Annotated in this window: 18 protein-coding genes; 3 read left to right on the top strand and 15 right to left on the bottom strand. The window is 40.7% G+C overall.

The features are described from left to right. Positions 1 to 55: 55 nt before the first annotated feature. The 12 genes from uvrC to zapA all read right to left on the bottom strand — a co-directional run bounded on the left by uvrC (position 56) and on the right by zapA (position 13,688). A complete protein-coding gene (gene uvrC / locus IEX12_RS00790; RefSeq protein WP_088050804.1) occupies positions 56 to 1,861 on the bottom strand; it encodes an excinuclease ABC subunit UvrC in 1,806 nt (601 codons plus the stop codon). A 100-nt stretch (positions 1,862 to 1,961) separates the two neighbouring features. Further along, the gene (trxA, locus tag IEX12_RS00785) at positions 1,962 to 2,276 is read right to left on the bottom strand and encodes a thioredoxin (protein ID WP_088050805.1); all 315 of its coding nucleotides are present in this window, start codon (positions 2,274 to 2,276) and stop codon (positions 1,962 to 1,964) included. A 179-nt stretch (positions 2,277 to 2,455) separates the two neighbouring features. After that, positions 2,456 to 3,442, bottom strand: coding sequence for an electron transfer flavoprotein subunit alpha/FixB family protein (locus tag IEX12_RS00780; RefSeq protein WP_088050806.1), 987 nt, complete (start codon positions 3,440 to 3,442; stop codon positions 2,456 to 2,458). Positions 3,443 to 3,525: 83 nt separating this feature from the next. Continuing rightward, positions 3,526 to 4,299, bottom strand: coding sequence for an electron transfer flavoprotein subunit beta/FixA family protein (locus IEX12_RS00775; protein WP_188724555.1), 774 nt, complete (start codon positions 4,297 to 4,299; stop codon positions 3,526 to 3,528). Positions 4,300 to 4,315: 16 nt separating this feature from the next. Further along, positions 4,316 to 5,089 (bottom strand): enoyl-CoA hydratase, encoded by a 774-nt coding sequence (locus IEX12_RS00770; RefSeq protein WP_088050808.1) that lies wholly within the window; start codon positions 5,087 to 5,089, stop codon positions 4,316 to 4,318. 76 nt (positions 5,090 to 5,165) lie between these two features. Continuing rightward, positions 5,166 to 5,750 (bottom strand): fatty acid metabolism transcriptional regulator FadR, encoded by a 585-nt coding sequence (gene fadR, locus IEX12_RS00765; protein WP_088050809.1) that lies wholly within the window; start codon positions 5,748 to 5,750, stop codon positions 5,166 to 5,168. A 126-nt stretch (positions 5,751 to 5,876) separates the two neighbouring features. Beyond that, positions 5,877 to 7,574, bottom strand: a complete 1,698-nt coding sequence (locus tag IEX12_RS00760) for a long-chain-fatty-acid--CoA ligase (RefSeq protein ID WP_088050810.1) — start codon at positions 7,572 to 7,574, stop codon at positions 5,877 to 5,879. A 182-nt stretch (positions 7,575 to 7,756) separates the two neighbouring features. Beyond that, a complete protein-coding gene (locus tag IEX12_RS00755) occupies positions 7,757 to 8,164 on the bottom strand; it encodes a DUF350 domain-containing protein (RefSeq protein WP_088051019.1) in 408 nt (135 codons plus the stop codon). Positions 8,165 to 8,275: 111 nt separating this feature from the next. Beyond that, complete coding sequence (locus tag IEX12_RS00750; protein ID WP_188724554.1) at positions 8,276 to 10,621, bottom strand: endonuclease MutS2; 2,346 nt, start codon at positions 10,619 to 10,621, stop codon at positions 8,276 to 8,278. 95 nt (positions 10,622 to 10,716) lie between these two features. Continuing rightward, complete coding sequence (gene polX, locus IEX12_RS00745; protein ID WP_188724553.1) at positions 10,717 to 12,435, bottom strand: DNA polymerase/3'-5' exonuclease PolX; 1,719 nt, start codon at positions 12,433 to 12,435, stop codon at positions 10,717 to 10,719. A 431-nt stretch (positions 12,436 to 12,866) separates the two neighbouring features. Beyond that, entirely contained in the window at positions 12,867 to 13,421 is a 555-nt protein-coding gene (locus tag IEX12_RS00740; protein ID WP_088050812.1) for a CvpA family protein, read from the bottom strand. A 3-nt stretch (positions 13,422 to 13,424) separates the two neighbouring features. After that, positions 13,425 to 13,688 carry a cell division protein ZapA gene (zapA, locus tag IEX12_RS00735; protein WP_088050813.1) on the bottom strand — a complete coding sequence of 88 codons (264 nt, stop codon included), beginning with the start codon at positions 13,686 to 13,688 and terminating at the stop codon, positions 13,425 to 13,427. A gap of 247 nt (positions 13,689 to 13,935) precedes the next feature. Here zapA and rnhC point away from each other — a divergent pair, with 247 nt between their 5' ends. Next, positions 13,936 to 14,874 (top strand): ribonuclease HIII, encoded by a 939-nt coding sequence (rnhC, locus tag IEX12_RS00730; protein WP_102415052.1) that lies wholly within the window; start codon positions 13,936 to 13,938, stop codon positions 14,872 to 14,874. A 746-nt stretch (positions 14,875 to 15,620) separates the two neighbouring features. On the opposite strand, the gene pheT is transcribed toward rnhC, so the two are convergent. The 3 genes from pheT to IEX12_RS00715 all read right to left on the bottom strand — a co-directional run bounded on the left by pheT (position 15,621) and on the right by IEX12_RS00715 (position 20,521). Beyond that, complete coding sequence (gene pheT / locus IEX12_RS00725; protein WP_088050815.1) at positions 15,621 to 18,050, bottom strand: phenylalanine--tRNA ligase subunit beta; 2,430 nt, start codon at positions 18,048 to 18,050, stop codon at positions 15,621 to 15,623. A gap of 20 nt (positions 18,051 to 18,070) precedes the next feature. Beyond that, positions 18,071 to 19,105, bottom strand: coding sequence for a phenylalanine--tRNA ligase subunit alpha (pheS, locus tag IEX12_RS00720; protein ID WP_188724552.1), 1,035 nt, complete (start codon positions 19,103 to 19,105; stop codon positions 18,071 to 18,073). A gap of 672 nt (positions 19,106 to 19,777) precedes the next feature. Continuing rightward, positions 19,778 to 20,521, bottom strand: a complete 744-nt coding sequence (locus tag IEX12_RS00715; protein ID WP_102415049.1) for a TrmH family RNA methyltransferase — start codon at positions 20,519 to 20,521, stop codon at positions 19,778 to 19,780. A 104-nt stretch (positions 20,522 to 20,625) separates the two neighbouring features. Between IEX12_RS00715 and sspI the strand changes: the two genes are divergently transcribed. Further along, positions 20,626 to 20,850 carry a small acid-soluble spore protein SspI gene (gene sspI / locus IEX12_RS00710; RefSeq protein WP_088050818.1) on the top strand — a complete coding sequence of 75 codons (225 nt, stop codon included), beginning with the start codon at positions 20,626 to 20,628 and terminating at the stop codon, positions 20,848 to 20,850. 360 nt (positions 20,851 to 21,210) lie between these two features. After that, positions 21,211 to 22,812, top strand: a complete 1,602-nt coding sequence (locus IEX12_RS00705; protein WP_088050819.1) for a flagellar basal body-associated FliL family protein — start codon at positions 21,211 to 21,213, stop codon at positions 22,810 to 22,812. Positions 22,813 to 22,815: the final 3 nt, after the last annotated feature.

The following is a 22,815-nucleotide window of genomic DNA, read 5'->3' as shown; positions in this document are numbered from 1 at the left end:
CCAGCATAAAAAGGTACTGTTCAAGAAGAGTGACAGTACCTTTTTTTAAATACGCTCAATCGGGAGATTCCCCAATTTCTTCATCTTTGTCCTCGTTTAAATAAGTAATTACCTGTTCTGCGATATTTTTAGGAATGCCCAGTTTCGTTATATCCTCAATCGATGCCTGTTTAATTTCTCCGACCGATTTAAAATGAGTCAATAACAACCTTCTCCTTTTTTGACCGACGCCAGGTATTTTATCCAATTCAGATTGAAATAGATTTTTCCCGCGTAGTTGTCTGTGGAACGATATTGCAAACCGATGCACCTCATCCTGAATGCGCTGAACAAGGTAAAATTCCTGGGATTTACGTGATAAAGGAATGATAGCTGGCGGGAATCCATAAAGCAGTTCGCTTGTTTTATGCTTGTCATCCTTTGCTAATCCGCATAAGGGAATATCCAGACCCAATTCATTTTCCAGCACATCCAATGCAGCGCTCATTTGCCCCTTTCCACCATCAACGATAATTAAGTCCGGAAGTGGCAGCTGATCCTTCAATACCCGTGAATAGCGGCGGCGGATAACTTCACGCATTGTCTCATAATCATCCGGACCTTGGACATCTTTTATTTTGTACTTTCGATATTCTTTTTTATTTGCACGCCCATCAATAAAAACAACCATTGCTGAAACTGGATCCGTTCCTTGAATATTCGAATTATCAAATGCTTCAATGCGATGCGGCGTTTCTACGTTCAATACTTCCCCTAATTGTTCAACAGCCTTAATTGTCCGTGACTCGTCCTGCTCGATAAGTGAGAACTTCTCTTTCAGTGAAATAGAAGCATTTTTCATTGCCAATTCAACCAATTCCTTTTTCCGTCCTCTTAGTGGCACATGGACATCAATTTCCAAAAGCTGATGTAATAGCTCTGCATTACTGCCGACCGGAACAAGAATTTGTTTTGGCTTCGGGTGATGTTGATGCAAATAAAACCTGCCAATATAGCTAACAAATGTTTCCTCAGGCTCATCGAAAAACGGAAAGATAGCTACATCCCGTTCAATAAGTTTTCCCTGCCTGACAAAAAAGACTTGAATACACATCCAGCCCTTGTCATAGCTGTACCCGAATATATCACGGTTCACTTGATCATTTAAGGTGATCTTCTGCTGCTCCATCACCGCTTCAATATGCTGAATCTGGTCACGCATTTCTTTCGCCCGTTCAAAATTCAGCTCTGCACTGGCATCGGCCATTTTGCGTTTGAGATCGGCTTTAATTTCTTTATGTCCCCCATTTAAAAACGAAGTAATACTCTGCACAATTTCTTTATACGTTTCTTCTGACGGGGGTGTTTCCGAGCATGCCAGGCATTGATCCATATGATAATACAGACAAAAGCGGCCTGGCGGATTATTACATTTTCTTAGTGGATATAAACGATCAAGCAGTTTTTTTGTTTCTCTCGCCGCTAATACGTTCGGATATGGACCAAAATATTTACCCTTATCCTTTTTAACTTGTCTTGTAATAAGTAAACGCGGATGTCGTTCATTCGTTATTTTTAAATACGGATAGGATTTATCATCTTTTAACAATACATTGTATTTTGGGTCATATTTTTTTATTAAATTCATTTCCAAAATAAGTGCTTCGATTTCTGAAGATGTAACAATGTACTCAAAGTTTTCAATTTCTTGAACCAAACGCTGTGTCTTACGATCATTGGCACCTGTAAAATAGGATCTGACCCTGTTTTTTAACAATTTCGATTTACCAACATAAATAACCGTATTATGTTTATCTTTCATTAAATAGCAGCCTGGCAGCGCAGGGAGTACAGCTAATTTCTCTTTAATTGTCTGATTCATATTCATTCCCCCACACTAATTATAAACCAGAAATAATCCCTTGTCACAATAGTAACAAGGGATAATCTTTGATTATAAGTGTAACCTCGCTATTCGCTAATTAAGCGTGTTTATTAATTAATTCAACCAAAGCTTCTTTAGGCTGAAAACCTATAACTTGATCAACAACATTGCCATCTTTAAACAATAACAATGTCGGAATACTCATAACACCAAATTTACCTGCTGTTTCCTGGTTTTCATCCACATCCAGTTTAACGATTTGTACTTTATCGCTCATTTCTCCATCAATTTCTTCTAAAACTGGAGCAATCATTTTGCAAGGTCCACACCATGGTGCCCAAAAATCAGCTAAAACTAAACCTTCAGCAGTCTCTTTTGCAAAGTTTTGATCTGTTACATGTGCAATCGCCATTCTATTCCCTCCTCATATCCTGCTTTTAATGAGTATACCATCGTTACGTTTTCCTAGCCAATAGTCTGCTTACAAAACATGAAGCCTATTCATTACATATTGGGAACAGCCTGATCTTTTTATTGATCAGGCTGCCCTCAGACAATTATGCTTTAGTTTGGCAACAACCAGAAAACACTTTACGCTTTAACTTCTTCTTTCATTTTTTTAATCTCTTCAATTAATAGCGGAATAACTTCAAATATATCACCAACAACTCCATAATCGGCTACATTAAATATATTTGCTTCAGGATCCTTGTTAATTGCCACAATTACTTTTGAGTTGGACATTCCTGCCAGATGCTGGATTGCACCAGAAATGCCACAAGCAATATATAAATCCGGCGTTACAACTTTACCGGTTTGACCTATCTGCAAGGAGTAATCACAATACTCTGCATCACACGCACCACGTGAAGCACCGACTGCTCCGCCTAATAGGTCTGCAAGCTCATGCAGTGGTTTAAAACCATCCGCACTTTTCACGCCACGACCACCAGAGACGATGACTTTCGCTTCAGATAAATCAACACCCTCAGATGCTTTTCGGATTACTTCTTTAATAACCGTACGAATATCTGTTACATCAACGTCCATTGCGGTAATATCTCCAGTCCTGGATTCATCACGGTCAAGCGCTGGAATATTATTTGGACGAATCGTAGCAAACGTAACATCATCCGTTACGATTTTCTTTTCAAACGCCTTCCCGGAATAAATTGGTCTTGTGAATACGACTTTATCACCGTCAGCTTCAATTTCTGTCGCGTCCGAAATCAGACCAATTTCCAATTTGCTGGCAAGCTTCGGTGTTAAATCCTTTCCAATTGCCGTATGGCCCATCACAATTCCGTCTGGGGATTCTTCATTCATCACCGCCAGTACAGCCTGGCCATAGCCTTCAGATGTATACGTTTTTAAATTGTCGTGTTTAACAGTAACAACCCGGTCAGCACCAAAGTGAATCATTTCGTTCGCTTGTGATTCCAGGTCATCGTCACCACAGATTACACCAACAATTTCTCCATCAGCATTTATTTTTTTCGCCGCAGCGATTGCTTCAAATGTCACATTACGTAATGAACCATCTCTTGTTTCACCAATAACTAATAGTTTATCACTCATCAGTATTTCCCCTTTCTTTCATTAAGATGATGTTCAAAAAGTCACCAAATGATAAGCGGCTCTTTAAACACGCACATAAACGTTTACAGTACTTTTGCTTCATTTCTAAGCAAAGAAACTAGTTCCTTCACTTGGGCATCCAGTTCACCTTCAAGCACCCTTCCCGCTTCCTTTTCCGGTGGTAAGAATATCTCAATTGTTTTTGTTTTTGGTTCTAATTCGTCTTCATCCAAGTCAAGATCATCAATCTCTAATTCTTCCAGCGGTTTTTTCTTTGCTTTCATAATACCCGGAAGTGAAGGGTAACGCGGCTCATTTAATCCTTGCTGACAAGTGACAAGCACTGGTAAGGTTGTTTCCACTTTTTCAAGGTCACCTTCTACGTCTTTATCAATGTAGACGGTATTACCATCGATTTTCAGACCGGTAATGGTCGTGACGTACGGAATGTCCAGACGCTCTGCCAGTCGCGGGCCGACCTGACCACTTGCTTCATCAATCGCAACATTTCCAGCTAAAATTAAATCAACATCCTTTTCATCAAAAAATGCTTCCAGTATTTTTGCAGTAGTAAACTGGTCACCATCTTCCAAATCATCTTCTGTATTAATCAAAACTGCCTTGTCAGCCCCCATTGCAAGTGCTGTGCGCAGCTGTTTCTCTGAATCTTCATCCCCAATCGTCACTACTGTTACTTCTCCACCATGGGCATCGCGCTGGTTGATCGCTTCTTCAACTGCATATTCATCATAGGGATTAATGATATATTCTGCACCATCATCTTCAATTTGTCCGTTTGAGACAGCAATTTTTTCTTCGGTATCAAACGTCTTTTTTAGTAATACATAGATATTCATGTAAAATCCTCCTCGTCTATTTATCTTGAAAATCAGGCTTACGCTTCTCAATAAACGCCTGTACGCCTTCCTTTGCATCCTCTGAGCCAAAAACTTCGCCAAATGCAGCTGCTTCTGCTTTCACTCCGGCTGTAAACTGATCTGTAATGGCATATGGAACTAAATTCATTACACGGGTAATCGATGGTTTACTTTTAGCAGCAATTTTTTCTGCTAGTTTAGTAGCTTCTGATAAAACGTCAGCCTCCGCGACCGCCTGATTAGCAAGCCCTAAACCGCTTGCCTCTTTTCCACTGATCGGTTCACCACTTAGTATCATCTCGTAAGCCTTTGCAGTACCGACATAACGTGGCAGGCGCTGGGTTCCTGCAAATCCTGGAATAATTCCCAGTGTTAATTCCGGCAAACCCAGTTTAGCGTTTTCAGCGACGATACGGATATGGCATGACATTGCCAGTTCCAATCCGCCGCCCAGTGCAGCACCATGGATTGCAGCAATTACCGGTATAGGAAAATGTTCAACACGCGCAAATAATTGCTGTCCTTTTTCCGAAAGCGATTGATAATCGGAAGCCTTTTGCAAGGATGTAAACTCTTTGATGTCAGCACCAGCTGAGAAGAACCTTCCCTCTCCTTTTAAAATGACAGCTTTGATTGTTTCATTCTTTTCAATCTCATCCAATTTTTCGGATAAATCTTGTAATAACGCACTGGATAGAGCATTTGCCGGCGGACTTTGAATAGTCAGAGTCGCAACATGATTTGCCGCCTCATACGATAACGTTCCCACAATTTATTACCCCCTCTATATCAATATAATAGCAGAAAATGGAACAGGTAACTAGAAAAACGTGTAAGCGCTTTTCCTATTTCATACTTAATCCATTAACTAGTAATGTGTGTACTTGTGAAGCCTGATCCAATAAATCATACTTCTGATCTTTCATTACCCAATTTGTCACAATTTCATCCAAAGTTCCGAAAATCATTTGCCGCACCAGCGGAAGATTTAAGTCCTCACGGAAGAGTTTTTCCTCAATCCCCTCTAAAATGAGGTGATCAATAACAGCTAAGTAAGGCTTAAGGACATTATTAATCTTTAAACGCAAATCCTTGTTTGACTGGCGCAATTCGAGTTGAGTCACAATTGCCAAATGATGATCATCTGCCAGTTGACGAAAGTGCATTTCAATTAATGTAAACAATTTTTCACTGGCATTTTGTTTCTTGTGAATGCTATTTGCAATTTGATCGATAAACTGTCCCATTTTCTCCTCGAATAACGAGACAAGAATATCTTCCTTATTGGTAAAATATAAGTAGATTGTTCCGTCAGCGACACCAGCTTTTTTGGCAATTTTAGAGACCTGTGAAGCATGATAGCCGTTTTCTGCAATCACTTCAACAGCTGCTTCAATAATTTGTTTGAATTTCGGTTTATTTTTGTTCATGTCTATCCCCTTAGTGCTACCCATTAATAAAATGAATGAATAATCATTCATATTTATTGTACCGGGACAAATGGATTCTGTCAATATTGTACTTGTCCACTAAGCAGGTAAAAGAGAGCGAGCTGCTCAAACGGTTTTGCTGTTATCCGTGTTTTTCTCTTTTTCTTCTTCAACTAATTTTCTTCTTAAGATTTTCCCAACTGCTGTCTTTGGCAATTCATCACGGAATTCATATATGCGTGGTACCTTATATGCCGCCAGATGTTTCCGGCAATATTTGTTTAATTCTTTTTCATCTGGCTGATAGCCGGATTTTAATACAATATAAGCCTTTACCGTTTCCCCGCGATATGCATCCGGTATGCCGGCAACAACAGCTTCTTGCACGCCTTCATGTTCATAAAGGACTTCTTCAACCTCACGAGGATAAATGTTATATCCTCCGGCAATGATCATATCCTTTTTCCGGTCAACAATATAAAAATAGCCTTGTTCATCCATATACCCCAGATCACCTGTTAGTAACCAGCCATCCTTCAGTACACTCTCCGTCTCATCCGGCTTATTCCAGTAGCCCTTCATCACTTGCGGCCCTTTAACTGCAAGTTCGCCAACCTCACCTATATCTGCTTCCTCTAAGGAATCGGGCGAGAGAATTTTAGCATCTGTATCCGGCCACGGAACTCCAATACTTCCATTCACCCGTTTTTCCCAAACGAAATTGGCATGGGTTACCGGAGATGATTCGGTTAAACCGTATCCTTCCACCAAACGGCCATTTGTTACTTTTTCAAACTGCTCTTGTACCTCAACTGGCAAAGGAGCAGAGCCGCTGATACATGCCTCAATTGAAGCTAGATCATATTTTTTTAAGTTGGGATGGTTTAATAGACCAACATAGATTGTTGGTGCTCCCGGAAATAACGTTGCTTTTTGTTTTTGAATCGTTTTTAATACCTCTTCTGCATCAAATTTTGGCAGCAGCACCATTTTTGCTCCAAACATAATGGACATATTCATGACGGTTGTCATCCCGTAAACGTGGAAAAACGGCAATACACCTAAGACAACCTCTTTGCCTCGTTCTGCTTTATACAGCCAGGCCTGAGACATTTGTACATTGGCGACAAGATTGTAATGGGTCAGCATTACGCCTTTTGGAAATCCTGTAGTGCCGCCGGTGTATTGTAATAATGCCAGATCTTCCTTGGGATTAACGTCAATTTCGGTGTAGTTATCTGACGTATTTGCCATAATCCGGGACCATATATGGGTATCATCCGTTTGTTCAGGTTTAACAACCATTTTATATTGTTTCTTTTGAATAAACGGGTAAATAAGGTTTTTGGGAAATGGCAAGTAATCTTTAATACCGGTAACAATAGTGTGTCTGACAGCTGTCGATTCCCGTACATTTGTTACTGTTGGCAAAAGAATATCCAGACAGACGATGAACGTTGCACCGGAATCATTCAGCTGATATTCCAATTCACGCTCTTTGTACAAGGGATTTGTTTGTACAACTGTCGCACCTGCCATTAGGGCACCATAATAGCTGATAACGGATTGTGGACTGTTGGGTAACATAACAGCAACACGATCCCCTTTTTTCAGCCCTAATGCTTGCATGTAGCAGGCCATTTTTTTTGCCTGCACACATACTTCTTCAAATGACAGTTCCTTCCCCATGAAGTGAAGCGCTTTCTTTTCCTTGTAACGTTTGGCACCCTCCATCAAAAAAGCATGTAATGGCTTTTCATCATAGGCTATGCTTGCAGGTATTTCTTTTGGATAATGAGCATGCCACCGTTTTTCTTCCCCCATCTAATCTCCTCCTCACTACCTTGTTACTTCCCATTATAAGGTTTATTTTTATTTTTTGAAATATTTATGATTAAATCAGGGGAGAAATTGATAATTAAATTAGATAAACAATGCCAACAATGACAAAAATGATTGCGACAACAATTAGTACTTTCGCTAGCGTTTCCACTCTTGTTCTCCCCTTATCTTATACTTGCCCCAATTACAAAAGATAATCCTACTGATATCAGCATGGAAATAAATCCAACCGCTTTATTTCCACTACCGATTTCTTTATCAATTTTTATTGTTGGTGTTAAAAACTCGAAAATAAAATAGCCTGCTAATAGCAAAACAAAACCAAACACGCCCCAGCCGATACTCTGCAGCAATGTATCATTGTGTTCGATGGAATAGCGGAAAATCGTAGCAATTCCAAAGATTTTCCCTCCTGTAGCCATTGCCACTGCAAAATTTCCCTTTTTAATCTCCTCCCAGTTTTTATACGATGTGACTAGCTCAAAAATGGCTAAGAATACGATCGTACATAAGATAACTACACTATAATGTGCGGCTGTTTCGACAAAGATATTTTCCCAAAAAGCTCCCATTTTCATGACACCCCATCTCCCAAGCTTTCAGTTCTTATGGATCTAATACAGAAAACCGGCTCTTTCGTCCAACCGCTAACCGCTCTTTTGGAAATACACGTTTGCATTTCCTTACTGCAGCTCAATTATTGTTACGCCTCTTCCACCTTCACCCATTGCACCTTGATGACTGTCTTTAATCCGCGGATGTTTCTTGACAAATTCTTTTACACCTGATCTTAACGCTCCGGTTCCTTTCCCATGAATGATCGATACTTTCGGATAACCAGCCAGTAATGCATCGTCAATATATTTTTCCAAGCAAAGTAACGCATCCTCATAACGCTCCCCGCGCAAATCAAGCTCAGGACTGACATGATAGCTTGATCCTTTGACCATTGCTAATGGCTTGTCTGTTACTTGTTTTTGCTTTTTAAGTGCCATTAGGTCACCACGCTTTACTTTCACTTTCATTATGCCAACCTGGACAAGGTATTCCTCTTCGCTTATTTTTTCTAAAACAGTTCCTTGCTGGTTTACAGTTAATAATTTTATTTCATCACCCGGATGAAGTTCTTTTTTCGCTTGTTTCGCTTCATGTGGATATTCCTTATTTTTTTTGGAAGACAGATTCGGCTTCGCCTCCTCCAGCATTTTCTTTGCCTTAATCCACTCATGTTCTTTCAGATTGTCGGCAGATTTCATTGAACGGATTTCATCAATGATTTTTTCTGCTTCATCGCGCGCTCTTTCTAATGCCTTTTCCGCCTTTTCTTCAGCCTTTTTGTATAATGTTTCCCGTTTCTCTGCAAACTGCCGCCATTCTTTTTGCAGGTCATCGCGCAACTTTTCACTTGCAAGTAAAATCTGATGCGCTTCTTCATAATCCTTTTCTGCCTGAACTTGTGATTGCTCCAAGGAGGCGATCATGTTCTCAACACTTTTAGAATCTACCCCAATGTGGTCTTTCGCATGTTCGATGATGGACTCGTTCAACCCTAGCCGTTTTGAAATCTCAAAGGCATTGCTCCGCCCTGGCACACCAATCAATAATCTGTATGTCGGCTGTAATGTTTCAACATTAAATTCGACAGAGGCGTTGATCACATTTTTCCGGTTATAGCCATATGCCTTTAATTCCGGATAGTGTGTTGTTGCAATAACCCGTGCATTTCGGGAAACAACCTCATCCAAAATCGCCATGGCCAGTGCTGCACCCTCTTGTGGATCGGTTCCTGCCCCAAGCTCGTCAAATAGTACTAATGTTTTATCATCGACGTGTTTCATAATGTTGACGATATTTGTCATATGTGATGAAAAGGTACTTAAATTTTGTTCGATCGATTGTTCATCACCAATATCGGCAAAAACCTGTTCAAAAACAGCCAGTTCACAGCCATCAAATGCTGGTATTTGCAGACCGGATTGTGCCATTAAGGTGCATAAACCAACCATCTTCAATGTCACAGTTTTGCCCCCGGTATTCGGTCCGGTGATGACGATGGATGTAAATGATTCCCCAATTTCGATATCATTCGCAACAACTTCATCTTCCGGTATTAGTGGATGGCGTGCCTGCTTCATTTTGATCAGACCTTGATCATTCATTTTTGGCATCGCTGCTTTCATTTGTTTGCCTAATTTGGCACGGGCAAACATAAAATCGATTTTTGCTAAAACGGTCGTATTTTCAAGTAAAAAGGTTTCAGCACCGGCTATTTGTGCACTTAAATCCCGTAAAATACGTTCGATTTCCTGGGTTTCACTTGCTCTTGCTTCCTGTAGCTGATTGTTGACGTCAACTACTGCTTTCGGTTCCATGAATAATGTTTGCCCTGAAGCAGATTGGTCATGAACAATTCCGCCAACTGATCCGCGATACTCCTGCTTTACTGGCAGAACGTACCGGTCATTCCGGATCGTAATAAGTGCATCGGAAAGCATATTACTTTTTGTTTTAAGGTAATCGTCCAGTTTATCACGGACTCTTGATTCACATGTACGGATCCGGGACCTGATCCCCCGCAATTTTTCAGATGCACTGTCCATCACATGTCCGTGATCATCGATACAGCTTTTAACTCGGCGTTCCAATTCACGGAGTGGTGTAATCCGCTGCACAAGTGCTCTTAGTATCGGAACATCTTCTTCCAGCTTCTCAATAAAATCTTTTACTTGTCTGCCGCCATATATAGTATTGGCAATATCAAGGCATTCACTGGTGTTTAAAACTCCGCCAATTACACTTCGCTTTACACTTGCCCTAATATCGGAAATGCCGCCGAGCGGGATGGATAAATTTAGCCGTTCTACCAGTCCCGCTTCGTCAGTCTCCTGTTGAAGTACCTTTACCGTCGCTAAATCAGTAGCTGGATTTAAGAAAGAGGCAAGCTCCTTACCCAAGGATGTTGCTGCCTGTTTCGTTAATTGTTCCACTATTTTATTGTATTCCAGTACACGAAGAATCCGTTCATTCATACCTTCTTGCTCCTTTATCATTAAATGGAACTTCTCTTATTTGCTGCAATGATTTACGAAGTTCCGGGGATATAGATGGCAGTAAACCCGTATTACTACCTTTTACGGTTGATAAACTCAATAAGTTTCGCTTTTTCCCATGTATTTAAAATCGTTTCTTTCCTTAGCCAGCCTCTTCTAGCGGTACCTACTCCATAAACCATATGTTCAAGCATTTGGAAGCTGTGGGCATCTGTATTGATGACAATGGCGACTCCTGCATCTTGTGCTTTTCGAACCCATTCTGCTGATAAATCCAGCCGGTTGGGATTCGCATTTATTTCTAAAGCTGTTCCCGTTTCACCAGCTCGCTCAATTAATTGATCAACATCGATTGCATAACCATCGCGCCGTCCGATCAACCTGCCTGTTGGATGGGCAATAAGCGTTACGTATGGACACTCCAATGCAGTGTACAATCGTTTCATTATTTTATCTTTTGACTGGCTGAAACTGGAATGAATCGCGCCAATTACAAAATCCATCTCCTGTAAAAATTCATGATTAAAATCAAGTGTTGCATCTGGTAAAATATCCATTTCCACACCAGCAAAAATATGAATATCCGAATACTTTTCATTCAATCTGGCAATTTCTTCACGCTGCTTCCTCAGTCTTGTTTCATTTAACCCGTTGGCAACACGTAAAAATTTGGAATGATCGGTAATGGCAATATACTCATACCCTTTACCCCGAGCCTGTTTTATCATCTCTTCAATGGACTGTGCCCCATCACTCCATGTTGTATGCATGTGCAAATCGCCACGGATATCCTGTAATTGCACAAGCTCGGTTGCACTTTTAAATGCCTCTACTTCACCGGTATTTTCCCTTACTTCCGGGGGAATGTAAGTTAAACCGAAATGCTTAAAAAACTTCTCCTCATTATCAAACGTTAGTGTTTCACCTGTTTCGTCGATTTCAATTCCGTATTCATTAATCTTCTCACCCTGGGTTTTGGCAAGCTGCCTCATCGCAACATTATGTTCCTTTGACCCTGTGAAATGATGTAAGGCTACAGCAAACTCCTCTGGTTTGACAATCCGGAAATCGACATTGATAGCGAAAATATCATCCAGAGTCACCGATACTTTTGTTTCTCCGCTGGCAATCACTTCTTTAATATGCTCCAGTTGTAAAAGCGCATCCCGAACTTCAACGGGGGCTTCCGTTGCGATAATAAAGTCCAAATCTTTGATTGTTTCACGCATTCGCCGTAAGCTCCCAGCACGTGAAAAGGATTTAATTGCAGGGATTTCCGCTAATGATGCCTCTATTTTTTCGGCCAACGGTAACATGGTGGCGATCGGTAATCGCTCCGGCCGTTTATTTGCGTCGTTTATGGCCTTTACTATTTTCTCAGCTGATTTTTTCCCAAAGCCAGCCAGATTTTCAACTGCCCCGCTATTACATGCAGTTTGTAACGAAGCGGCATCCGTTACACCTAGTTCCTGGTATAACTTCGCCAGTTTTTTTCCACCAAGTCCCGGAAGATTTAGTAACGGAATCAAACCTGGAGGAACTTCCTTTTCCAATTGCTTTAGTGTATCCGACTCACCATTTTGCAAAAATTCATTAATAACTGCTCCCGTGCCCTTGCCAATCCCTTTTATTTTCGTAAAATCGTCCATCTCGGATAATGAGCGGTCATCACGTTCAAGTGCTTGTGCAGCTTTACGATAAGCAGAAACTTTGAAGGGGTTTTCCCCTTTTAATTCCAAATAAACTGCAATTTTTTCCAGTAATGTTAAAACATCTTTTTTATTTATTGTCATCATCGACTCACTCGACTTTCCTTAACCTATTCAAGAACAAAGGCGTAAGCGCCCGGTTAGTGGCGTATGGACTGCGCCCTGCCATGCAGGGTGGTTCGGTGTTGCTGCGCAAAGCAGCAGTCTTAACCGAACATTCCTGCCGTAGGAGATAAAGGAAACATGCCACTAAAAAAGGGGTAGACGTGAGTTGGACGCAAAGTCTGTTCTTAGTCGGCCTTCCTCCTTCCCCGAACCGATGTTGACTTATCGTACGGAGGCGGGTGTTGCACACTAGCCGCTGGGCGCTGGAGCCGGACGTGGCCTACTCTACTGTAATTATAATAGCGCCTCAAACTTTTTACTTTACTTAATAAAAAGACTGATTCGTGCAAGCTGATACCTATTGTACACGAGATACAAGGTATACTCTACTCGTTTGAATCAGTCAGACACTACATATCAAGTAAACTTTCCGGATTTGTAAACCATAAATCTTTCAACTTGGCAGACAATATTGGTGTATGTTCAATGATCAGCTGGGCAAAGGATGAATCACCTATCCATGTCTGTACATTGCCTAAAGGTGTCAGCGCTAAAATATACAAAATCACGAACAGGAGCAGATAAACTTCAACGAACCCCAATACTGCGCCCAAAATACGATTAACTGAATGCAAAATTGGTAATTCAGCTACAAAGTCCAGCATCGATGCAATGATTTGTAAAATAATTTTCGTTGCGAAAAAGATAATCGCAAAGGCAATGGCATTATAAAAAGCCGTCTCAAGCGGAAGTGATTGCAGAAAAACGGCCCATGAGCTGTCACCTGACAAGTCCGGGTATGGGATCCAAAGTGCTAATTTTGCTGCCAGATTGTCGTAGTAAATGACAGCAACAATAAATGCTGCAATAAAACCAATTAAATGAAATACCTGCAGGATAAACCCTCTCTTTAACCCCATTAAAAAACCAAAAAGCAATAAAACAATGATAATTAAATCAACCATACGTTATTTGTCCTCTTTCTTATTTATTGAACCTAGCAATTTTGCGTAGTCTTCTTTTAATTTTAAATAATCATTCATCGAATTTACGGCTGTTAAAACCGCTAATTTTGTTGTATCCAGGTCTTTATTTGCTTCCTGGATTTCATGCATTTTCTGATCAACCAGACTTGCAACGAGACGAACGTGATGAGCTGGTTCCGTTCCAACAATTGTATAGGATTTATTATGTATTTCAACCGTTATTCGTGTTTTACCATTCTGGGTCACACGGCTACCCCCTCAAAAAATTGTTATCTAGGAAAGTATCAATATTTGAAACCTAAGGATAACTGAACATCTGCATCAGCAATGTCCAGCTCCAGCCCCCCAGTAGCTCCGCTAACCGGACGCTTCCGCTTTTGCTCTTCCCTTTATCTTAACATGAAGATGTTAATTAGGAAACTGTAATTATTAACCTTTTTAAATGGTAAATCCTTTGCTATAGTAGAAATAACGAATGATAGGAGAGATACTAATGCCACAGCGTGTTCATGTTATACCGGCTTCGATAATAAAGGAAATGCACCAATATTATGCAGATTTTACAACGCCCACCCCACAGGGCGCAATTTTTCGAGCAAAAACAGCCGATGCCGTGATAACAGCATACCGTTCGGGAAAAGTGCTATTTCAAGGAAAGTCACCTGAAAAAGAAGCAGCAAAATGGTTAAAAGAAAATACCGGTGAACAGCCCCTATTAAAAAAGAAGCCGGTCACAAATGCTAAGCACCAGTACACGCCGCCAGCCAATTTATTTAATAATTCACATCTAGGCTCGGATGAGGCGGGAACTGGAGATTACTTTGGACCGGTTACTGTCGCCTGTGCATATGTAAAAGCAGAACAAATACAAACATTGAAGCAAATAGGTGTTCAGGATTCTAAAAATCTTACAGATACTACAATCCGGCATCTATCTAAAAAAATAGCAGATTTTGATATTACCTATTCGCTATTAGTATTACGTAATGAAAAATATAATGTACTGAAAAATCAAGGCTGGTCGCAAGGGAAAATGAAGGCGATGCTGCACCATCACGCAATTAACAACGTCTTGAAAAAGCTTGATCCGAAAGCAATTGAAGGGATTATAGTGGACCAGTTTTGTGAACCAGGATTGTATAACAAATATCTGGCCAGTGAGCAGGAAAAGATCGCGGAAAAGACTTATTTCATGACAAAAGCTGAAAGCTATTCCATCGCTGTTGCTGCGGCATCTATACTTGCCCGGACAAGTTTTTTAAACGAAATGGATCTGCTTTCTGATCGGCTGGGAATAACCCTGCCAAAAGGAGCTTCCAACTTGGTTGATCAAGCAATCGCTAAAATAATCAACATGAAGGGGAAAACAATATTAAATACCTGTGCAAAAACACATTTTGTTAATACGAAGAAGGCGGAGAAATATTTATAAAGTGAAACTTCATTCAGTAGGGGGATTCCGACGCACAGGACGTGTTAGTACAGGCGAAGGCATGCGGACGTGACAGTTTTAGTCTTTATTCCTAAAATCAGGAATCTACTGGCTGTTTATTCCCCACCTGCACGCTTGTTGTTTACTCTCGCATAGAGGTGGCCCGTTAATACGTGATAAACGTTTATGGAGGCGAGCGTTTTCCGTTTCTAGACGATGCTTGCGAATTTTGGAAGATGTCTTGCTGTTCCCGCTCTAAGGTCGATGTTATTGCTCACCGGGGGATGTTTCTATTTTCGAGCCGATATTCCTCTCGCTACGGCCGATGTTCCAGCTCTCGGGCCGATGTTCCAACTCTCCGGCCGATACTCCAGCCCTCGGGGCGATGTTATCGTTCCCCGGGGGATGTTTCTATTTTCGAGCCGATATTCTTCACTCTCCGGTTGATATAATGGTTCCCGTTCTCCCTACTGGCGCGCCCGATACACTAGAACAAAGGCGCAAGCGCCCGTTTAGCGACGTATGGACTGGACTGAGCCGTAGGAGATAAAGGAAACACGGTGAGTTGGAAGCGAACCGATGTTGACTTATCGTACGGAGGCGAAGGAAGTCCACTAGTCGCTGGGCGCTGGAGCCGGACGTGGCCTACTCTGCTGAGAGCAGAATAGAGCCTAAATTTATATACTTTCTTATCTTTTAAAAAAATCCCTGTTCCAGGAAACACTCCTGGGGAACAGGGATTTCAATTATGACCTTACATATGCATGAAACGTTTCATTTACGGCTGAAATGATCGCTTGATACGACTCCTCCACCTCTTCGTCCTGTAACGTTCGCGAAGGATCCTGATAAAGCAGTCTATATGCAACTGATTTCTTTCCTTCAGGTAAATGGTCACCTATATAAACATCAAAAATTTGAATATCCTTAACAAGGTCTTCTCCAGTTTGCTGGATAACTCGCTTGACATCCCCTGCTTGCACGTGTTCATCCAGAACAAACGCGATATCACGTACAATCGATGGGTATTTCGGAATTTGCTTGTAGCTTGGAACATTTTTGTGTGCAGCAAATACTTTTTCCATGTTGATATCAAAGATATATGTCTCGTTCAAGTCAAGCTGCTTTGCAAGTAATGGGTGAACCTGTCCGGTAAACCCAATGATCTCCCCATCAATCGAAATGGTGGCACATCTGCCCGGATGCATGTCAGGTAGTACCGCTTGCTTAAATGTAACAGGAATTTCCAAAAGATCAAATAACCCTTCAACAATTCCTTTTGCAACATAAAAGTCAACAGCTTTCTTTTCCTGCTGCCATTCATGTACCAGCCAGTTTCCTGATAATACACCAGCCAAGCGTAATCGCTCATCAGGCTGCTTTGTTAATTGTTTTTCATGGGAAACGAATATGGAGCCTAGCTCATAATAAGCAATATCCTCCTGATTTCGAGCCTGGTTATACGATGCAACATGCAGCAATTCTGGAAGGATGCTTAATCGTAAATATTTATGATCTTCACTCATAGGCATAAAAAGCTTTACCGGCGACAAATTATCACACTTTACCTCTGGACTGATCAGCTTTGCAATATAAGCTTCACGCGTCAGAGAATAAGTGATCGTTTCCAAAAGTCCAGCTCCCTGCATAAAGCTTTTAACTTCACGCTTTAGTAATTGTCGCTCTGTAAGGGCACCAGCTTGCGAGGCTCCTGCTGGCAGCGTATATGGTAAATTGTCATAACCATATATTCGCGCCACTTCCTCCAGCATATCTTCAAAAATGGCAATATCGCCACGCCTCGTTGGAACTTGTACATGGAATTTATCATCCGTTTCTTCGTATTGAAAACGTAATTTTGTTAAAATATCGGCAATCTCTGCTGTTGTGATTTCCGTGCCAAGCCGTTTGTTAATCTCGTCTCGATTAACGGTAACTTCTCTTTCCGTATAATTGAGTACATCCACAACAACCGGGTTAGTTAAAACTTTTCCATTGGCATATTTCTCAAGTAGCTGACATGCTCTTTCTCCGGCATGCTTTACACGATTTGGGTCAATGCCCTTTTCAAATCGCGTGCTTGACTCGCTACGCAATCCGGTATCTTTTACCGTTCTTCTGACGGAGGACGGATCAAAATAAGCAGCTTCAAGCATAATTGTACGTGTTCCGTCATGAACTTCTGTATTGGCACCACCCATTACACCGGCAAGTGCAACCGGTTCTTCTCCATTTGTAATAACCAGATTGTGGTTTGACAATTGACGTTCCTGGCCATCCAAAGTGACAATTGTTTCGTTCTCATCAGCACGACGCGTAACAATTTCCTTTGATTGCAGGCGATCATAATCAAACGCATGTAATGGCTGACCATATTCAAGCAACACGTAATTGGTAATATCAACCACATTATTAATTGGGCGAATTCCTGCTGCCATCAAATAATTGCGCATCCACAATGGTGATGGCCCAACTTGTATATCTTTTACGATAAAAGCACCGTAAAATGGATTTAAATTCTTGTCCTCTACTTGAACAGATATATAATCAGCAGTATTTTCACTGGCTGGTGTAACCTTTTCTTCTGGTAAATTTAGTGCTTGATCAAGGATTGCTGCCACCTCGTAAGCAACTCCTAACATACTTAAACAATCAGCCCTGTTAGGTGTCAGGTCAAATTCCAAAATGGCATCATCGAGGTTCAGGAGTGGTGTCACATCCTGACCAACTTCAACATCATCCGGGAAAACGAATATTCCATCCGCTACATCTTTTGGCACATACTTATCTTGAATCCCCAATTCCTGAAGCGAACAGATCATGCCATTCGATTCGATTCCCCGTAATTTTACCTTTTTTATTTTAAAATTCCCCGGTAATACTGCACCTGGCTTGGCAACAGCTACTTTTTGCCCCTGTTTAATATTCGGTGCTCCGCAAATAATTTGCAACGTCTCATCTTCACCAATGGCCACCTGGCAAAGATTTAATTTGTCGGCATTCGGATGTTTGTCACATTCTGTAACAAGCCCGACAACGACATCCTTACTCTGTTCCGCAATATATTCAATTCCATCCACCTCAATACCGCTCTTCGTTATTTTCTCAGCAAGTGCTTCAGGTGAAATATTTCCAAGATCAACATAGTTTTTTAGCCAATTTAAAGAAACTAACACTGTTTCTATACCCCCTTAACTTAAATCGTATGAAATTGCTTCAAAAACCGCTTATCATTTGTGTAAAATTGACGAATATCATCAACACCGTATTTCAGCATCGCAATCCGTTCGGGACCCATGCCAAAAGCAAATCCCGTGTACACTTCCGGGTCGTAACCTGCCATGGACAATACATTGGGATGTACCATACCGGCACCAAGAATTTCGATCCAGCCTGTTCCCTTACATACCGAGCATCCCTTTCCATGACAAACCTTGCACGAAATATCCATTTCAACTGACGGTTCAGTAAACGGGAAAAAGCTTGGTCGCAGACGAATTTCCCGATCAATACCGAACAATTTTTTCGCAAATACGTCCAATATTCCTTTTAAATCACTCATGCGCACATCTTTATCGACATATAGACCTTCAATTTGTGTAAATTGATGGGAATGGGTTGCATCATCTGTATCACGGCGGTAAACCTTCCCTGGACAGATCATCTTTACACTCTTGTTTCCTTCATACTCTCGCATTGTTCGGGCCTGAACCGGGGATGTGTGTGTCCGTAATAACAGTTCATTTGTAATATAAAATGTGTCCTGCATATCCCGTGCAGGGTGATGTTTCGGTAAATTTAATGCCTCAAAGTTGTAATAGTCTGTTTCGACCTCTGGGCCTTCTCTTACTTCAAACCCCATGCCGATAAACAGGTCTTCAATTTCTTTCACGATCTTCGTTAATAAATGCGCTCCTCCCTTTGGAACAGGGCGTCCTGGCAATGTCACATCGATCGTTTCGTTCATGAGCTGCTGTTCCAATGCCTGTTGTTCAAGTGTTTCATTTTTTTGTTCGATTGCTTCGGTAATCGATTCTCTGACATGGTTGGCAACCTCACCTATTACTGGTCGTTCTTCCTTGGGCAGCTTTCCCATACCTTTTAAAATCCCGGTAATCGATCCTTTTTTCCCTAAATAGGCAACACGGATCGTCTGCAGCTCTTTTCTGTCATTTGTTTCGGCAATACGTGCTAACGCTTCTGCTTTTAGTGCCTCCAATTGCTTCTTCATTAATAAACCTCCTTTATGAAATACAAAAAAAGCCTTATCCCCTAAATAAGGGACGAGGCTTTCGAGTCGCGGTACCACCCTTGTTGACACAATTATTCTGTGTCCTGCTTAAACTTGATAACGGAAAAATCCGGAACACCTTTACTTGCAATAGCAGAAGAATTCAACATCATACATTTCTGTTACCCAAGGTCCAAGTGTCGGCTCCAGAGTGAAAAATTAACAATGACGTGGCAGAAATGCTTTCAGTCCAGGACATTTCCTCCCTTGACCACTTTTTATTGATAATTGTCTCTTTCATAGCATATTATAAAAAATTTACTTTCTATTATAGATAAAATCGTGACATGTTGCAATAGTTAGCCCTTCAAGAAAGAAATCAAAAAAATTCTAGCTCTATTTAACTTACACCAGGATTGGCCACGTCCGGCTCCAGCGCCCAGCGGCTAATGGACAACACCCGCCTCCGTACGATAAGTCAACATCGGTTCGGGGAAGGAGGAAGGCCGACTAAGAACAGACTTTGCGTCCAACTCACGTCTACCCCTTTTGCAGGGGCATGTTTCCTTTATCTCCTACGGCAGGAATGTTCGGTTAAGACCGCTGCTCCCGGCAGCAACACCGAACCACCCTGCATGGCAGGGCGCAGTCCATACGCCGCTAACCGGGCACTTACGCCTTTGCTTTGATATAATACATTAATATTCCGGCGGCAACACTGGCGTTTAATGATTCTGCCTTTCCATAAATCGGGATCTTTACACAATGGTCTGCTAAATGGATGATTTCTTCCGTAATACCTGCACCTTCATTCCCGATAATTAATGCTACCTTTCTGTCAGGGGTAATTGCCGTAAAAGGGACTGAATTCATTAATGCTGATGCCCAAACGGTGAATCCTTCATCCTTTAACACAGGAATTTTTGCCAATAAGCTTTCCTGAAAAACCGGAATATGAAAAAGGGATCCCTGTGTAGAACGAACTACCTTATTATTGTACATATCGACCGTATTCTCCCCAAGAATGACGGCATCAAACCCAGCAGCATCAGCCGTTCGGATCATTGTTCCCAAATTACCCGGATCCTGCACGGCATCGACAAGCAGCACTTTTTCGAATGATTCCCACACAGAAGCCTTCATACGGACAACTGCTGCAATTCCCTGTGGTGTTTTCGTTTCGGATATATGATTAAAAACGGAGGGGGAAACGATAAAAACCGGATAATCCGTTGAAAAACCAGGTGCATCGGTTCCTTCCAGCAAAATGAACTCTTCAATTTTCCAATTACTTGCGTGTGCCTCCTCAATTAAGTGAAAGCCTTCTATTAAAAAGGTTTTTGATCGTACGCGTTCTTTTTTCTTTTTTAGTTTATGCCATTGTTTTGCTTTATCATTTTGAATAGAAGTAATCATAAGCACACATCCTCGGGTTCATTTTATCTTGTTCCATCATACATATTTCCCCCTGTTCCGGTCAAACTAACGTTAATCCTACTATATACGAAGAGGTGATCTGCTTGGATTTAAATTTGCGGAAAGCTATAGTAACGAATATTGCAGCAAATGATCAGGAGCAATTGGAAGCAACGATTGTCGATGCTATTCAAAATGGCGAAGAAAAAATGCTGCCCGGGTTAGGGGTGCTTTTTGAATTAATCTGGAAACAGTCCGATGAACAGGAAAAACAGGAAATGGTCAATAGTCTGGAGCAAGGGGTAAAAAAAGCAACAACCTCACTATAACAAGCCCGAAGCATTACGAAGGATAGATGCATAAACAAGCATCTATCTTTTTTATGCAATAAAATAATTAATAAGTCCTGTATAATTCACTCACACGTTGCTTTTCTCGCTTTAAATCGAAATATACATAAACCATAAACCATTTTTTGCCTTATTTAAATGTATATATACCCATTAATCTATTTTTAATTAAGAATAAATATAGGTATATAGAATTAAATAAATTTTAAAGTTCTTATAACCATTTGACTATTTTTTCTGTGGATGATATATAATTATTCGTGACATTGTTGTTATTAAGCTTGTTTCTTAATAATACATATCTTTTAAAAAGACTTAGACTGAGAGGAGATTTGCAAGATGGATGAAACGCAAAACGGAGAGCAGACAAAAAAAGGCTTATCCAAAAAGCTTATTGCCATTATCGTAGTTGCTGTATTGCTTGTAGGTGGTGGTGTTGCAGCATACGTAACGGTAACAGGTTCCGATAAGGCGCAATATTTCAAAGCAGAGAAAAACACAATTGATTTTATGAAGGATAAAATCACAGAGCGCTATGAACCTGAGTTGGCATGGCGGGAACAAACGGAAGAGAATCCAATTGAAACTACTTTTAAATTATCGGGGGAATACAATGATCCCTATGGTGGTGGATACGGGATGATGGACCCGCAGGAAATCATCAATAACGCAACACTTACATTAACATCACAAACCGATCTGAAGGAAAAACAGCTTGTAACAGACATCCAAGCGAACTTTGGAGAAATGGAAATGAAAGATATGAAATTTTACATTGATGCTGATAAATTATTACTTGGACTTCCATTTCTGAAAGAATCCTTACAAATAAAAGATAAGGACATTGGAAAACTGTTGCATGAAGCAGATCCATCTTTTCCTGAAGGAGAAACAATTGATTTCAATACATTCTTTGAGCTTGTAAAAGGGCTGCCGGAAGAAGATCTAAACTACTTAAAAGAAGAATATGCAACGAAAATTTTCGATGAAATTCCTGGTGATGCCTTTGATTCAGCAAAAGAAACAATCAAGGTTGATAACAAAAATTTTGATACAGAAAAAATAACCATGCATCTCTCAGAGCAGGAGACGAAGGATTTATTCGTATCTATTCTGGAGAAAATGCAAGATGATAAGAAATTGCAAAAGCTTTTCAAGGAACAAATGGAACTTCGCCTATTTGGAATTAGCCCAGAAGCAATGGATCTCAATTTTAACGAAGATATCGATAAACTATTTGGAGAGGATCTTGATAAACTGATTAAGGACATAAAAGATTCGCATATTCCAAACGGTTTAACATCCATTATTTGGGTGAAAAACAACTTGATTGTACAACGCGATTTCTCGATTGGTGCAGGCGGAAGCAAAGATGAGATTAATACACTTACAATAAAGGGTACCCACCTATTGAATGACACAACTCAAAAATTCGATTACGAGATAACCGCTGATGATTCTATCAACAAAGGAACCGTGACATTCACAGGTGATTTATCATGGAAAGATAATAAAGCAAATGACTCTATTAAACTTGCAATTGAAGATGTCGAGTATTCATATGAAGGTACCGAGACATTAAAGGATGACAGACGTGATTATGAACGAGTATTTTCCGTATCGGAACCAGGTGGAGACATTAGCTTCAATTGGTCAGGCAAAGCATCCTATGACAAAGATAAAATGAATTCGGAAAATACATTTGCAATTGATGCACCTGCTCTTAATGTTACCCAAGATATGGCCAGCCTTCACGTTAAGAAAGACGCCAAAACAATTAAAAAGGTTAACACACCTGATGATTCTAACGTAAAAGATATTGGCAGCATGTCTGTAAATGAGATTATGAATTATTTTGAAACAGATGTAGCGCCCCAATATCAGCAATGGTTAATGGGCATTCTTGGAGCTGGCGGCGGTGGAGATCTGAACGGCCTATAAAGA

It is taken from the genome of Lentibacillus populi, assembly GCA_014642895.1.
Lineage (GTDB): Bacteria > Bacillota > Bacilli > Bacillales > Amphibacillaceae > Lentibacillus_C > Lentibacillus_C populi.
The sequence above is the reverse complement of the archived record's forward strand: the minus strand, read 5'-3'. Positions and strand labels throughout refer to the sequence as shown.